Annotated in this window: 13 protein-coding genes; 12 read left to right on the forward strand and 1 reads right to left on the reverse strand. The window is 52.1% G+C overall.

Features of this window, described 5'->3' with window-relative positions:
* Positions 1–57: 57 nt before the first annotated feature.
* Positions 58–585, reverse strand: a complete 528-nt coding sequence (locus O9H85_RS09340; RefSeq protein WP_269881057.1) for a phosphatase PAP2 family protein — start codon at positions 583–585, stop codon at positions 58–60.
* Between the two features lie 419 nt (positions 586–1,004).
* Here O9H85_RS09340 and O9H85_RS09345 point away from each other — a divergent pair, with 419 nt between their 5' ends.
* The 12 genes from O9H85_RS09345 (at position 1,005) to murJ (ending at position 14,881) form a co-directional block, all read left to right on the forward strand.
* The gene (locus O9H85_RS09345; RefSeq protein WP_269881058.1) at positions 1,005–2,171 is read left to right on the forward strand and encodes a glycosyltransferase family 4 protein; all 1,167 of its coding nucleotides are present in this window, start codon (positions 1,005–1,007) and stop codon (positions 2,169–2,171) included.
* A gap of 253 nt (positions 2,172–2,424) precedes the next feature.
* Positions 2,425–3,660, forward strand: a complete 1,236-nt coding sequence (locus O9H85_RS09350) for a glycosyltransferase family 2 protein (RefSeq protein WP_269881059.1) — start codon at positions 2,425–2,427, stop codon at positions 3,658–3,660.
* A gap of 248 nt (positions 3,661–3,908) precedes the next feature.
* Positions 3,909–4,406: a translation initiation factor IF-3 gene (gene infC, locus O9H85_RS09355; RefSeq protein ID WP_269881255.1), complete on the forward strand. Its 498-nt coding sequence runs from the start codon at positions 3,909–3,911 to the stop codon at positions 4,404–4,406.
* 33 nt (positions 4,407–4,439) lie between these two features.
* Positions 4,440–4,640 carry a 50S ribosomal protein L35 gene (gene rpmI, locus O9H85_RS09360; RefSeq protein WP_269881060.1) on the forward strand — a complete coding sequence of 67 codons (201 nt, stop codon included), beginning with the start codon at positions 4,440–4,442 and terminating at the stop codon, positions 4,638–4,640.
* Positions 4,641–4,690: 50 nt separating this feature from the next.
* Positions 4,691–5,050: a 50S ribosomal protein L20 gene (gene rplT, locus O9H85_RS09365; RefSeq protein WP_269881061.1), complete on the forward strand. Its 360-nt coding sequence runs from the start codon at positions 4,691–4,693 to the stop codon at positions 5,048–5,050.
* 344 nt (positions 5,051–5,394) lie between these two features.
* Positions 5,395–7,176: a GT4 family glycosyltransferase PelF gene (gene pelF / locus O9H85_RS09370; RefSeq protein ID WP_269881062.1), complete on the forward strand. Its 1,782-nt coding sequence runs from the start codon at positions 5,395–5,397 to the stop codon at positions 7,174–7,176.
* A 16-nt stretch (positions 7,177–7,192) separates the two neighbouring features.
* On the forward strand, positions 7,193–7,570 hold the full coding sequence (locus O9H85_RS09375) for a hypothetical protein (RefSeq protein ID WP_269881063.1): 378 nt from the start codon (positions 7,193–7,195) through the stop codon (positions 7,568–7,570).
* Between the two features lie 24 nt (positions 7,571–7,594).
* On the forward strand, positions 7,595–8,773 hold the full coding sequence (locus O9H85_RS09380; RefSeq protein WP_269881064.1) for a hypothetical protein: 1,179 nt from the start codon (positions 7,595–7,597) through the stop codon (positions 8,771–8,773).
* Complete coding sequence (locus O9H85_RS09385; protein ID WP_269881066.1) at positions 8,770–10,425, forward strand: polysaccharide biosynthesis protein; 1,656 nt, start codon at positions 8,770–8,772, stop codon at positions 10,423–10,425. The genes O9H85_RS09380 and O9H85_RS09385 overlap by 4 nt, the downstream gene beginning before the upstream one ends.
* Before the next feature lie 42 nt (positions 10,426–10,467).
* Positions 10,468–12,567: a hypothetical protein gene (locus O9H85_RS09390; protein WP_269881067.1), complete on the forward strand. Its 2,100-nt coding sequence runs from the start codon at positions 10,468–10,470 to the stop codon at positions 12,565–12,567.
* Between the two features lie 41 nt (positions 12,568–12,608).
* Positions 12,609–13,505: a DUF3473 domain-containing protein gene (locus O9H85_RS09395; RefSeq protein ID WP_269881068.1), complete on the forward strand. Its 897-nt coding sequence runs from the start codon at positions 12,609–12,611 to the stop codon at positions 13,503–13,505.
* Complete coding sequence (murJ, locus tag O9H85_RS09400; RefSeq protein WP_269881069.1) at positions 13,502–14,881, forward strand: murein biosynthesis integral membrane protein MurJ; 1,380 nt, start codon at positions 13,502–13,504, stop codon at positions 14,879–14,881. Before O9H85_RS09395 ends, murJ begins: the two co-directional genes overlap by 4 nt.
* The last annotated feature ends 12 nt before the right edge of the window (positions 14,882–14,893 follow it).

Consider the following 14,893-nt stretch of genomic DNA (forward strand, 5'->3'; position numbering starts at 1 on the left):
AATGCTTCACCCTACCTTGCCAATGGGAATCCACCAGATTTGCCTGATGCTGCCGTTCTAGCTGAACACGGCAACGGCCATCAGCGCCGTTCCCGACCCGATTAAGGAGCCTGCCAGGCAATCGGACGGGTAGTGCAGTCCTAAATATATACGCGATAAGCCCACAAGCAATGCCAGCGGCAGCAAAATAATAGCGACGCTCGAGCCGATGAACATCAGCGGCACCGCTACGGAGAAAACGGCCGTCGTATGGCCGGAAGGAAAAGAATGGTCCGTGAGCGGGTTCTTGCATGTTACGGTATCGGGTAGTACAAGATAAGGGCGAAGCCTCGGATATTTCTTCTTTATGATGGCGACGGGCAGGTGGCTGACGGCCAGTGCTGCGCACATTTCGAAACCTGCGGTCCGCCAGTCGCCCCGGGCGAATATGGCCAGACAAAGCGCCAGCATGATCGTGGCGGTTGCGCCGCCGAGGTGCGTAATCGTATTGAAGAAACGGTCCAGGGCTGTATGATGCATTTTTTGATTCACCAAGCAAAACATCCGGTTCTCATGGTGCTGAAGCCAGCTCAAAACACGGCTCAAACCAAAGCGCCTCCTTGCAGTGGGGATAAGCTCTCGCATTCGTTCATATATTTGAGTATACCGGGTAAATGTTAATAGAACATTATCAGAATATAAAGAACGATTTAATGTTGTATTGACGTTCTCTTAACACTCCTTCGTTACAATAGCTGTGAAAGAATTGTGAACGTTTGTTTGTCCCTTTTGCTGCGACGAAATTGTTTTTGTAACAAAATTTTTTGTTTATCATTAAACGGAAGACAGAGTATGTGCCGGAGAGTTCACGTGTTGCATTTGAAATCGGATTAATTCCTATATATTAGTTCAAATTCGATAAATCCGTTTTCAAGAGCGGCCGAAGGCATATACTGCTGATTCGGAGCCTGCTCGAACAAACGCCATAAGCCCTTTTGTTTCAACAAACAATGAGGAGGTTAATTATGAGAGTAGCCCTGTTTACGGATACTTTCGTACCGGATGTGAACGGTGTAGCCAAGACGCTGGGCCGGTGGGTGAAGTACTTGGAGTCGCGCGGCGCCGAATGCAAAGTGTTCGCACCCCAAAGCACAGCCGCAGCCGATACGGAGCAATGGATGGTGGAGAGATTTTACAGTATTCCCTTCCTATTATACCCCGAATGCCGGATGGCCATCCCCAACCCGGTCAACCTCGGGAGAACGCTCCGCGCCTTTGCGCCGGATCTCATCCATGTGGCGACGCCGTTTAACCTTGGCCTCTTAGGGCTGCATTACGCCAAACGCAATCATGTGCCGATCGTCGCTTCCTATCATACGAATTTCGACCAATACTTATCCTATTATAAGCTTCCTTGGATGGAACCGATGCTGTGGAAATACATGCTCTGGTTTCATCAAGAATGCCGCAAAATTTACGTTCCTTCCGAATCCACCCGAAGCCATCTGCAGGAAAAAGGGCTGAGGCATCTGGAGATCTGGTCCAGGGGGGTGGAGGTGCACCGGTTTCATCCGCTGGTCGATCGGCCGCAGGTGCTGCGCTCCTTGAGCATCGACCCAGCCAAGTTCGTTTTGCTTTATGTGGGCAGGCTTGCGCCGGAGAAAAGCACGGATGTGCTTCTGCAGGCGTTTGACGCCCTGCCGGAGCGGATCCGCGCGAATGCCCATTTGGTCATCGCCGGGGATGGTCCGCTTCTGAAGCCGCTGCAAGAGCAGCACGGGGAGCGGGAGGACTTGACGTTCACCGGCTTCCAGCAGGGGAAAGCGCTGAGCGACCTGTACGCGGCAGCCGATGCGTTCGTCTTTCCGTCGGCGACCGAAACGTTCGGCAACGTGGTGCTGGAGGCGATGGCCTCCGGGACTGCCGTGATTGGAGCGAGAGCGGGCGGTGTAGCTGACAATATTCGGCATGGGCAAACAGGTCTGCTTTGCGAGCCGGGGAACGTGGCGGGATTTGTCGAAGCCGTCGTACGGCTGTATGATGACGCGTCCCTGCGGGAACGGCTGGCTTTTGAAGGAAGAAGCTACAGCCTGCGTCAATCGTGGGATGAGATTTTCGGCCGGTTGTTCGACAGCTATCTGGAGGTGCTTGCGCAGGAGCCTCTGAAGGTTTTTTCCAGCGGACGCTTATAAAAAGAATGAAAATCGATGAAAATAAGAGTTAAAAAGAGGGAAGGCGGAGCGTCTGAGCGAAATTCCCCTCGTTTTACCGTAATTGGATGCTCATGCGTGGCGAAGAGAGCGCCCATGAGATTTGACAAAACGGGCTAAACAGAGGAAAATCATATACGGCAACCCGCACAACCCAATAAACGCCAACGAATGAAATGAATAAGCACAAACAGAGACGAAACAAGGGGTACATACAAAAAAAGGGGGATATTTCATGCTGGACAGTATACTGTTAGGTATCCAGATTGTGATCGCGATGATCGGTGCCTACCAGCTGGTTCTGACGTTTTTCGGTTGGTACCGACGCAAGAATAAAGCCGAGCATGCACCGCAAAAAACGTTTGCCGTGCTGGTAGCGGCTCATAACGAGGAGCAGGTCGTCGGCGCACTGATCGAGAACCTTAAAAACCTGGATTATCCGAAAGAACTCTATGATATATTCGTGATTTGCGACAATTGTACGGACCGAACGGCGCAAATCACCCGCGACCATGGCGTTCATGCCATGGAACGCCACAATGCGAAGCTGCGGGGCAAAGGCTATGCGATCGAATGGATGCTCAAGGAAATGTGGAAGATGCCCCGCCAGTACGATGCCGTCGTCATGTTCGACGCCGACAATCTGGTGAGCACCGATTACCTGAAGCACATGAACAACGACTTGTGCAACGGGTCCAAGGTCATTCAGGCTTACCTGGATACGAAGAACCCGCACGATTCCTGGATCACGGCCGCTTATGCGGTCACTTACTGGTACTGCAACCGTCTATGGCAGCTGCCTCGGACAAACCTCGGCCTCGCCAACTACTTGGGAGGTACAGGCATGTGCTTCGACTCCAATCTGCTGAAGGAAATGGGCTGGGGAGCGACAAGCCTTGTAGAGGATTTGGAGTTTACGATGCGCTGCGTGCAGCGCGGCGTCAACCCGACATTCAACTATGACGCCAAGGTGTTCGACGAGAAGCCGCTGACGTTCAAGGCTTCGGCCCGCCAGCGTCTGCGCTGGATGCAGGGGCACTTCGAGGTAGCCCGCCGCTATTTCTTCCCGCTGTTCTGGCAGGGGATCAAGGAAGGCAGCTGGTCGAAGATCGATACGGCCGTCTATGCGCTCAACGTATACAACCTGTTCATCGGCTCGCTCGTAACGGTAGTGCTCTGGATCGACGTGACGCTTCCGGGCCTGCCGCGATTCACCTCGCTTTATCAGATTTCGCCGATGTTCTTTGCCGCCTTTTCCGTGCTGACCTATGCGCAGTTCGTTATCGCACTGGTCCTCGAGAAAGCGCCTTGGAAATCTTATAAATATCTGGTTACGTTCCCGCTGTTCCTGCTGTCTTGGTGGCCGATCACGTTCTATGCGTTCTTCACCCAAAACAACAAGCAGTGGAGCCATACGGAGCACACCCGGGTCATCCGGCTGGAGGATGTGCAGAGCAAACAGGCGAGCTGACGCCGGCGATCAACAACGGGTTGACACGGAAGCGTAAATAATGATATAGTATTTCAGTGCGAAAGAAGAAGCGCCCGCTTCTCACCTGACCGACCTTGCGTTGGCTGGTTATGACTAGAGTGAAGTTATTCCTTGTATTCGAGCCAAGTTCGAATGAAGATCACTTGACCAACAGGACGTGGGCGTATGGCGCCTACGTCTTTTTTTGTACAATCCTTTGGAGGTGGCTGGTCATAAGTACAGATCACATCATTAACGATGATATTCGGGCGAAGGAAGTTCGTCTGATCGGGGCTGACGGCGAACAGCTGGGTATCAAACCGATTCGTGAAGCTCTGCAGATTGCAGGAGAAGCTAACCTGGATCTCGTGAATGTCGCTCCGACGGCAAAGCCGCCGGTATGCCGCATCATGGATTACGGGAAGTTTCGCTACGAAACGCAGAAGAAAGAAAAGGAAGCCCGTAAGAACCAGAAGATCGTGGAACTGAAGGAAGTACGCCTCAGCGCGACGATCGACGAGCACGATTTTCAAACGAAGCTTCGTAATGTCGTGAAGTTTCTTAACGAAGGCGATAAGGTGAAGCTGAGCGTTCGGTTCCGCGGCCGGGAAATTGCCCATGCCGAGATCGGACAGCGCCAATTGGAGCGTATGGCTACCGAAGTGGAAGAGCTGTGTATCGTTGAACGCAGACCGAAGCTGGAAGGCCGCAGCATGATCATGATCCTGGCACCGAAGCCGCAATAAAAGCACGAACGAATACTTAAGGAGGAACACACCATGCCTAAAATGAAAACTCACAGCAGCCTGAAAGATCGTTTCAAAATCACAGGTACAGGTAAAGTAAAACGTTACAAAGCGTACAAAAACCACCTGCTGTCCGGTAAATCCGCACGCCAGAAGCGCGTTCTCGGAACGAACCCGGTTATGGCTCCAGGCGACGTAAGACGCTTGAAGCAAGGGCTTGCTAACATTAAGTAATTTCGGGTAGACCTGGGATATTCATCTAACATTCATGGAGGTAGATTGTCATGGCAAGAGTTAAAGGCGGTTTTATCCGCACTCGTCGTCGTAAGAAAATCTTGAAGCTTGCAAAAGGATACTTCGGTTCCAAACATAGATTATTTAAAACCGCTAAAGAGCAGGTTATGAAATCCCTGCTGTACGCATACCGTGACCGCCGTCAGAAAAAACGCGACTTCCGCAAATTGTGGATCGTCCGGATCAACGCGGCTGCTCGCCAAAACGGCTTGAGCTACAGCAAGCTGATGCACGGCCTGAAGCTGGCCGGTGTAGAAGTGAACCGCAAGATGCTGGCGGACCTCGCGGTAAACGACATCAACGCATTCAATACGTTGGCTGACACGGCTAAGCAAAAAGTGAACGCTTAGTTCAGCGTCCGACGTAAGCCGCCGGGATTCCCGGCGGCTTTTTTGCGTTTAGATCCTGCCGCAGCCTCTCCACTTAAAATAATCCTAACAATTAGACTGAATTGGAGCCATAACCTCATCGGTTCCTAATATTTACCCAATACTTTTTGAAAAAACACATGGTATGATGGTCTATGAATATCAAAATCGGATCACTCGCCATCGGTTCGGGCGACTTGATCGTTTTTTAATAAAATTTTAGTAGCATTAAACGGTTGATAAAAGTAAAATAGTTCTATAGAACTATTATTTTCGACTTTTTGTGATTCTTTATTACTATGATCGGGCGACGAGAAAGATAGGTGATGAATATGGGAGCAAACGATAAAATAAAGGTCTTGCTTTCAACCGAAGGTACCTATCCGTATCATCAAGGCGGAGTAAGCACTTGGTGCGATCTCTTGGTCCAACGTATGCCCGATGTTGATTTTATTATATATAGTATTCTGGCTAATCCGTTCGTCACGCAGAAATTCCCTGTGTCCAGCAATGCTTCAATTATCAAAATTCCGTTATGGGGCACGGAGGAGCCTAGCGAGCACCTCGACGTACCTTTTTCCCGCATCTTGGAATCCAAGAAACGTACGGATGACGAGAATATCAGAAAGCACTTTCTTCCCTTATTTATCAAGCTGGTGGAGGAAATCGTCCGGCCGCAGAAAAATCCTGCGCAATTCGGACTTTTGCTGCTGTCGCTGCAGGATTATCTGCAGGTGTATGAATATAAGGCAACCTTCAAATCCGAATTGGTTTGGGAACAATATAAAGCCCATCTGCTTAGATTATGCGGAGATTCTGCCAATCGGATCAGCCAACCGGATATTTACGGAATGATTCAAAGCTTGGGCTGGTTATATCGCTTCCTGAATATTGTGAATACCCCGGTACCGAAAGTCCATGTTACCCATTCCTCCGCTTCGGGCTTCTGCGGCATTCCATGCGCCATTGACAAGCTGCGCAACCGTACGCCGTATTTATTGACCGAACACGGAGTATATTTGCGGGAGCAATACTTGTCCTTGGGCAAGAGGGAGAGGGAGTACTCTTCCTTCTTAAGCACGTTTCTAATCCGATTTATCCAGTCGGTTGTCAGCCTGAATTATTACACTGCGGACCAGGTATCACCGGTATGCGGTTATAATACCCGCTGGGAAACCCGGTTAGGTGTGTCGCAGCGGAATGTGAAGGTTATTTATAACGGTGTGGACAATACGGTGTTTACCGATACGCCCAGCGAGCCTCACGCAAAGCCTACGGTTGTCAGCATAGCCAGAATCGATCCTTTAAAGGATATCCTTACTTTAATCCGATCGGCGGCTAAGGTGAAGGAATCCATTCCGGATGCACAAATCATTATATACGGCTCCGTATCTGTGCCTTCCTATTATGAAGAATGTCTGGCGTTACGGGAGCAGCTCCAGCTGCAGGAGACGGTCATCTTTGCGGGCCATACCAGTAATATGGCTGCCGCCTACCAAAGCGGCGATCTTGTTGTGCTGTCCAGTATTTCGGAGGCATTCCCATACTCGGTCGTAGAGGCGATGATGTCGGGAAAAGCCATTGTTTCCACCGATGTCGGCGGAGTGAAAGAGGCGGTTGGAGAAGCGGGTATTCTGGTTTCGCCCCGAGACCCCGACGCCTTGGCCGAGGGCATGGTCAGACTGTTGCAGAATGCGGAGCTACGGCATTCTCTCGGCCGCGATGGCCGTGAACGGGCGATGAACTTTTTTACGCTCGATAAAGTGCTTGATTTGCATCTTAAGAGCTACATCCGGCTGGCTGTTCGCGTTGAAGAACAGTGGACCCGGCAAACGGATGTGCCGAAACGGACCGCTTCGCTCGCCCGCCAGCGGCTTTATATGGAACGAGGCTATGCACTCGCTGCCAACGGCTTGGACCCTCAAGCGGTCGAGCAATTCAGGCATGCGGTGAATGAGGCTCCCGTTTCGGTACACGTACCGGTGATTTTGCTTGAAATTTCCTCCGCCTATAACCGTATGGGGAAATTTGATCTCGTATTTCAGGAATTGGAGAGGATTCAGGCTTTGACCGAATCTATAGAAGGCTTAGGACAGGGGGTTGCCTAGGGAGGGGGACGCGATTGTGAAAAAGTCCTTGTTCGGATATGATCCGAAGCAGGTTAAACAGTGGCTGGAAGAGCTTCGCGAGGATCACGTGAAGGCCAAATCCGCATTGGAGCAAGAAGTCATTGAAATACAGGCGGAAATTGAGGAGCTTCACCTGGAGATTGGGGAGCTTAAGCGGAAGAAGCCGGACGAAGCATGGGAGCAGGACTTGACCCGCGAATTGACGGATGCTCATCTCGAGCAGACGAAAGCCATCTTGAAGGCGATTAAAGAATTAAGCGACATAAAGAATAATCCAGCCGGCGACCGGCTTCATGATAAGGGGAGCGAAGAAGCGATTCAAAGGAATTTGATCGACAGACTGCAGGAGCTGCGATCCGGGCAAGAAAAGTAACGACGGGACGAGGAGGGGTAAATGATGGAGCGGGGCGCAGCAAATTTTCGGATGATTTGGTTCGGTTACAAGAAGAGCCAGGTACGTTCAACCATCCGAAGGCTAAAGCAGCTTCAGGATAGCGAGCTGCAAGCCTTACATGATCAAGCTGTGCAGCTAAGGATGGAACGGCAGCGGCTGCTCGCGCAACGTGATAAGCTGCTTCAGGAACGATCCCGGCATAACGACAGGGATTTGCAGGAGCTTGCATACCAGCGTCTGCCTAATGCCATCGAGGCGATGCTGCAGGGGGCGCTGCAAGAAAGCCAATCGATGGTTAGCCCTTCGTTCACGGCCTCTTCGGCGCCTCAGCATGAGCTTGTCACTGAAGAGCAGGCGTATGAGCAGATGTCCGCCGGCATCGAGGCGGCCGGATTGGAAGAACAGCCGCCGGTAAACGAACTGCGGCAGGCCAGCGACATGCCGGTTGCCGATCTGACCCTGCAGCAGCAAGAGATTGCAGCCCAAGCGAACAACGTGGTGCCTTTTCCAGCTAAAGCATTAGGCGATGCCTATGCTTCTCTTCTGACGACGGCTGACGGATTAACGCTGGAAACAACGGCTCAGGAGAAGCCCTTCGTTTCTGCAGGCACGAATTATTTCTTCGGGGATAAGCCCGTTCCCGCTTCGAAAGCGGTGGAGATGCCTGCAGCTGCATTCGAGGTTCAGGCCAAAGAGAACCCGTACCAAGGAGGTGCCGGCGGCAATTCGCAACCGACCGGGGAGGGAGGGCGTTCGCATTTTTGGGGAGAGATCGATGATTTTGTTGCCGCAGCCCCGGCGTTCGAACCCTCGTCTGCCCATGAATACGCTGCACCCGCGGACCCCGATCAAGTCCGTGCCGAAGCTCGCGCAGACGATGAGCCGAAGGAAAAAAGGGAAGAAGTTCAGGAAAGCTTGTCAGGAACCGAAGCCCGGCCCTCTGCCGACATCCATTCCCATGCGGAAGGCGGCAGCAAGGCCATCGATTCGGAAATTATGGCGATTCGTTACCGGTACATCGTCGGAAAGATCGTCGGGGAAGATTTATTCGGGCGGGATGGCCGAAAAATCGCCGGCCGAGGAGAGAAAATTACGCCGGAGCTGGTGGAACGGGCGGAACGCAACGGACTACTAGTCGAGCTTATTGTTCAAATGACAATTCCGGGACTTGGTGATGCATGAGTAAAGCCGATTATAGTCCAGCCGTTGCCTACCTTGAGGAACAGCCTGCCTCCGCGTTCGAGCAGTTAGTGGAGGCGGTTCTGGAGCGCAGGCGGCAGCCGGAAGACCGGTATGAGATCGCGGCTATCCTCGAATCGCTCGGTTGGAATGACGAACGGGCGGAAGCGGCCTTCGGTGTGGAAGATGTATTCGCCCTCGCAGACGAAATTTGGGATACCGTAAGCCAAAGGTTCGTATCCACCCCCTTTGAGCTTCAGGAGAAGCTCGGCGGAATCAGGCTGATCATGGAAGTCATCCGCAGCTTCTTGCGCGGACTGATCTTCGCGCTGCCCATGGCGATTTCCGTATTCGCGATGCTGACGCTCCGATTTTCATTATGGTCCTATGAAAGGCTATCCATTGATTTCGCTACGAGTATTGCGATCGGAACGATTCTGAGCTTCCTCACCGTAGGCGGATTTACGCAAGCAATAGCAAGAAGGGGCTTTTTTTATTTATCTCAGCATTATTATTATATGAGCCGAAAAATTACCTTTTACTTCATCCGCGTCGGGTTTCTGGCTTGTGCCTGCGTATCCGTCGTCATCTATCTTGCCGACGTGATCTTTAACTTGTACCCGTCCAGCATGTTTTGGATTATCGTGCTCTATTATTTCTTTCTGAATTCCATCTGGCTCTCGGTTACCGTGATGTACTTGCTTCGCAAAGAGCTGACGTTCACCGGGCTGATCGCTTGCGGGATCGCGATAGTGTACTTGCTCTTCAAAATTGTCGACATGCCGATTATTCAAGCTCAGCTCATCGCGGTATCGTTGGTATCCATTGCAGGGATGGGTTTGGCCTATTATTTTTTCAGGCAAGCGGAGAAGAAGGAAGAGAAGGGCATTGCCCCCAAATTGACCCGATTGTCCGTTATGGTATATGGGGTGATGCCTTACTTTATATATGGCTTCCTCTATTTCGCTTTCTTGTACACCGACCGCGTGATGGCATGGTCGACCGATCATGCTTGGGACCCGGACCAGCAGTACATGCCTTATTTCCTGTGGTTTCGAGGGCCCTATGAGCTTGGGCTGGACTTTGCCCTCTTGGTGCTAATGATTCCGCTTGGAATCAGCGAGGTTGTCGTCAGCAAGATGATGCGGGATCTGGAAACGAGTCAAAAGAGCTTTCTGGGGTTTGACACGCAGCGGATGAACGATCTGTACCGGTCGATGTATCTGAAGATGCTCGGGGTCATTTCCATTGCAAGCTTGATCAGTGCGCTACTGGTATACTGGGCCCTTATTTATTTCGATGATAAATATATGATTTATTACGGAAAACATTTAATTGCAGACGATGGCAGTCACGCGAGTTGGATTACTTGGTTCGTTTTTTACATTTCGTTGGCCGCTTATGCGATTCTATCCATCGGACTGATGAATGCGGTAATCTTGTTTTCATTATCGCAGCCGCAATTCGTGAACCGGGCGCTAGTCCCCGCGTTAGCCGTGAATGTGCTGACCGGCTTTTTGCTCACCCGCTGGGTTGATTATAGCTGGGCCGTGATCGGGCTGCTTCTTGGATCCGTCATGTTTGCCGTGCTTTCAACGCAAAACTTACTTAAAGTACTTAAGAAGCTGGATTATTATTTGTACGCGACATCTTGATGGTTTACATGTCGGAATGCTTTAGCCGGGAGGGACGTGCGCATGCAATACGACTCATTTGCCAATCAATTGTATCAGCTGAGTCATTACGCATTTGCCTTCTGGCTCTTATTCTGGGTTTGGCCGAAGCTGGCTTTCGTTGATTCGGGAAACGACCGGCTGGAACGAATGAGCAGCTTCTTCGTCAAGGCCTGCTGTTTTTATATTGTTTTGGGATACTTGCTTGTGCTGACAAGATTGTATGAGGTTCTGGCTTTAATTTTTATCGCGGGTATTATTGTTATTTTTCCGTATCTGCGCGGCAGCAAAGCGAATATCCGGGAGCAGGCTGTCAGCTTTATTAGATACCGGTTCTACGATGCTCTCGAAACGGGTTTTCGTTTAAAGCAGATTCTGGCCAAGCTTCGGGGCAAGAGCGAGCTGGCCGTAAAGAAGTATCGGAAGTACATAGCTTCTGGAAACCAGACGGCACATGAATCTGGGCCCAGACGACGGATTTACATATGGTTCGAGGCGATACTCAAGCATGCGCCCGCCTTGCTGTTGACGGGAGTGCTTGCCGGCGCTTGTTATATCCGGTTCTATGATGTGGTCATGCATGCGGCGCCTCCGCTTGCGGACTCCTACGTCGCTTTGGCCTGGATGAAATATATCGAACGGCGCTTGCTGTTTCAGGACGGGTTCTATCCCGCCGGCTTTCATATCATTCTAGCTTACTTGCACAAGTTTTCAGCGATCGACCAATTATATGTGTTGAAGGACAGCGGACCTGTCATGACGTTGCTAATTACCTTCAGCTTTTACATTCTGATCTCACGCTTTACCGGCAACCGGTATGCCGGTATTTTGGCGGCAGCGATTTACGGATGGTCCGGATATGTATTCTTGGACTACAGCTGGGAACGTCAGGTGGGGACGAACTCTCAGGAATTTTCCTTGGTATTCGTTCTGCCGGCAGTCTACTTTGCCATTCGCTACTTGCAGAGCGGGGCTCGGGATAAGCTGACGGCCATGCTGGCTGCCTGCTGTGCCGCAGGATTCGCTCATACGCTTGCTTATGGCTATTTGGCCATGGGAGTGGCGTGCGCGGTAGGGGCAGCGATCTGTTTATCGTTTAAAGCCTATTATAAGCGAAGCTTATGGATTGCCGTCGCCGGGGTGATCTCCGCAGCTGCTTCTTATGCGCAAGTGTTTTTGCATAAATTGATTGTGCTGTCGAAGCTGACGAAAACGGTGGACAATGATGCGGTCAACGAGTTTCTTAACGGAAGGGTAAACGTTCCTCCGGTTCCGTTAACCGTGTGGGATTATACGGCGGCCGCTGCAATTTTCGTGACTTTGCTCGGGGTTATCTTTACGAGAAAGCGCCGGGAGGAACGATTGCCCGAAGCGGCGATGGTCGTTTTTGGCATCTCCTCGTTTTTCCTCTATTGGTATGGAGGAGCAATCACGCATAGCGAGGTCATCAGCTCGCGGGTGGGCAATTTGTGGGGGATCGGAGCAACGCTTGGTATGGGAATGGGCATGGCAACGCTTTGGCGCGCGCTTGTTTGGATTCCATGGAGAAGATTTTGGGAGCCTGCACTGTGTCTAGTACTTCTTATATTCTTTCTACGTAGTTATCATCTGCAGCCTATTGTGCCTTATAAAATGGAATGGGAGTCAGGGGTGCGTCAATACTTGCGGATCGCGAGCGAATTCCGGCCCAAAACATGGACCATCTACTCGCAAGATGAGGGCTATGACTTGGTGCTCGGAAACGGCTTTCATCAATTTTTGCAAAACTTTGTTGACACGTACGATCCCCATGGCAAGGCTGATTTTCCGACCCGCAGAGGTGAAACCGAGCCGGACCGGAATATTGCGCCTAATGCGTTTGTGTATCAGGAGAAAACCGTCTTCCGGGTCTCGGAATCTCTTTCCTTCTATAAGAAGCTGCTGCCCAAATATGAAGCTAGAGAAAAAGCGAATGCCGAATTCGAGGCTTGGCTGAAGGAATATATGAAGACTCATCCCCGCCCGAAGGTATATTACGAGGACGAGCATCTGGTGATCTATCAGTTTACTTTGGATAAGGATCCTCTAGATAATCCCGATTCCATATGGAACGGGCCCGTACCGCTGCATCACGGGGAGGGATAGAAGGGGACGAATTCATTTGACCAGGAAAGGAGAGGCTGTCCGTGCTTAACGCGCTGACCGTAGATGTTGAGGATTGGTACATGACCAGCGACTTTGATATCCCGCATCAGGAATGGCACCGGTTCGAGGATCGTGTAGCGGGGAGCACCCGTATGCTGCTGGAATTATTCGAGAAGTATGAGGTCAAAGGCACTTTCTTCATTCTGGGTTGTGTAGCCAGCCGGCACCCGGAGCTTGTGGCGGAGATCGCGGGCCGCGGTCATGAGATTGCGTCGCACGGATATTGGCATCGGATGCTTACCCGCCTCTCCGAAGAGGAATTCCGTGAAGATCTGCGATTGTCGAAGCGGCTGCTGGAAGAAATATCGGGAAGCCCGGTCACGATGTTTCGCGCTCCATCCTGGTCGATAGCGAAGGACCGGTTTCATTACCTCCGAATCATGGAGGAAGAAGGCTTCCATTGCGATTCCAGCCTGCAGCCGTTCCGTACGCCGTTATCGGGTGTGGACGGGGCGCCGCTAGAGCCGTTTATGCCTGTTGTTAACGGGAGAAAGCTCGAGCTCCTCGAATTCCCTCCTACGGTGCTTCAGATGAAAGGGATTCGAATGCCGTTTTCCGGCGGGTTCTATCTCCGGGTCCTGCCATATCCTTTCATTCGGCAAGCCTTGCGTTCCGTAAACAGGACACGTCCGGGCATGATCTACATTCATCCTTGGGAGGTGGACCCGGATCAGCCCAGGCTGCCGGGCTCTCCGCTTGTCCGGTTGTCCCATTACTATCGGCTGAGGTCTACGCTAGGCAAGCTGGAACGGCTGCTGCAGGATTTCGAATTCGTGCCATTGGGTAAGCTTCTGGAGCCAAGCAAAGACTCTTATCCGGCCGTTGCTCTCGGGAACGGGCAGCCCGGCCAAGCTGCCGAGGAGAGCCGGTTCCCATGAAGACCCTCTTGGACTCCATTGGCAAGCTGAAGAAGCAGGGCCGAATGCTGCGCACCATCAATACGGTTGCGGTCATTAATCTAACCTTGGCGATCGCCGCCTTCGTCAAAGATTTATTGTCGGCCGCCTACTTGGGTACTTCGACTGAAGCAGATGCGTTCACGCTGGCCTACTTTCTCCCCGATACGCTCGGGAATAACTTGTTCGCCTCCGCCCTTGGCGTTGCTTGCGTTCCGATGTTCGCGGCGTGGAATGCGGAGAAGCGGCATTCGCGATTGCTGTCCGGCGTCGGGCTATTGACGCGGCGGGTACTTATGGCCGGCATTGTTCTGTGCGTGATCATGCTTTTGTTTGGCCGGCCCATGCTGAGGCTGATCGGCAGCGGGCTGGCTCCGGAAAGATTGCAGGCCAGTTGGGATTTGTATGTCCTGATGACGCCGATCGTCATCCTGCTCCCGCTGGCTTTCATCGCCTCGGCGTTCCTGCAGGTACGCGGGTCGTTTGCTCCGCCGGCCTTCGCTCCGCTGCTTTATCACATCGCCGGCCTGCTGACCCTGCTCTTCCTGCTGGCCGCGCAGGTGCCGAAGCCGAGCGGCGTATATGGAATTTCCGGCGCCATCTTAATCGGCACCGCAGCGCAAGCGTTGTTCATGGGCGTCTTGATCCGGAGAATCGTCAAGGCTTACCCCGTTCGTCAAAGAAACGCGATTGAACAGGCGGGCTTGAAAGAGGACATGTCCTCCATCGCGCGGACATTCTGGCCTTATCTGCTGATATTAATCAGCACGCAGCTGATTTTGGCAGTCGAACGCGGGCTGGCTTCGGGCTTAGGCACCGGCACGATCTCCGGTTTGAATTATGCTTATCGCTTATCCCAATTTCCAAACTGGGTGTTCGTTTCGGCCGTTACCGTGGTCATTCTCCCGAAGATGTCCCAGGCCTGGAACGTCAAAGACAGGGAGCAGTTAAGCTCCACCCTGCGCCGGGCGGTACAATTCACCTTGCTCATCACGGTTCCGGCCGCTTTGATCTTGTGTATGCTCCGGCATCCCATCATTACGCTGCTATTTGTCCGCGGCTCCTTCGACTTCCGGTCCGAGGAGATGACTTCAACCATTCTGGCTGGATATTCGCTCGCTATGGTCGGACAGGCCATCACCTTGGTCTATTTGCGGCTCTTCATGACGATCGGCAAAATGACCGTCCCCCTGTTCGGTTATTTTGCCGCCGCCGCCGTCAATATCGGGCTGGATTTGTGCCTGATACCCGTCCTGGGCGCAGCAGGGCTAGGCTATGGCGCATTGGGAGGCTCGCTGGTCGGCGCGCTCGTTCTCGCATGGTCCGCACAACGTTTTCTTCACAGTAGGATGTCCTAAGGAGAGATCATA

The sequence above is a fragment of the Paenibacillus gyeongsangnamensis genome (genome assembly GCF_027533625.1).
Lineage (GTDB): Bacteria > Bacillota > Bacilli > Paenibacillales > NBRC-103111 > Paenibacillus_G > Paenibacillus_G gyeongsangnamensis.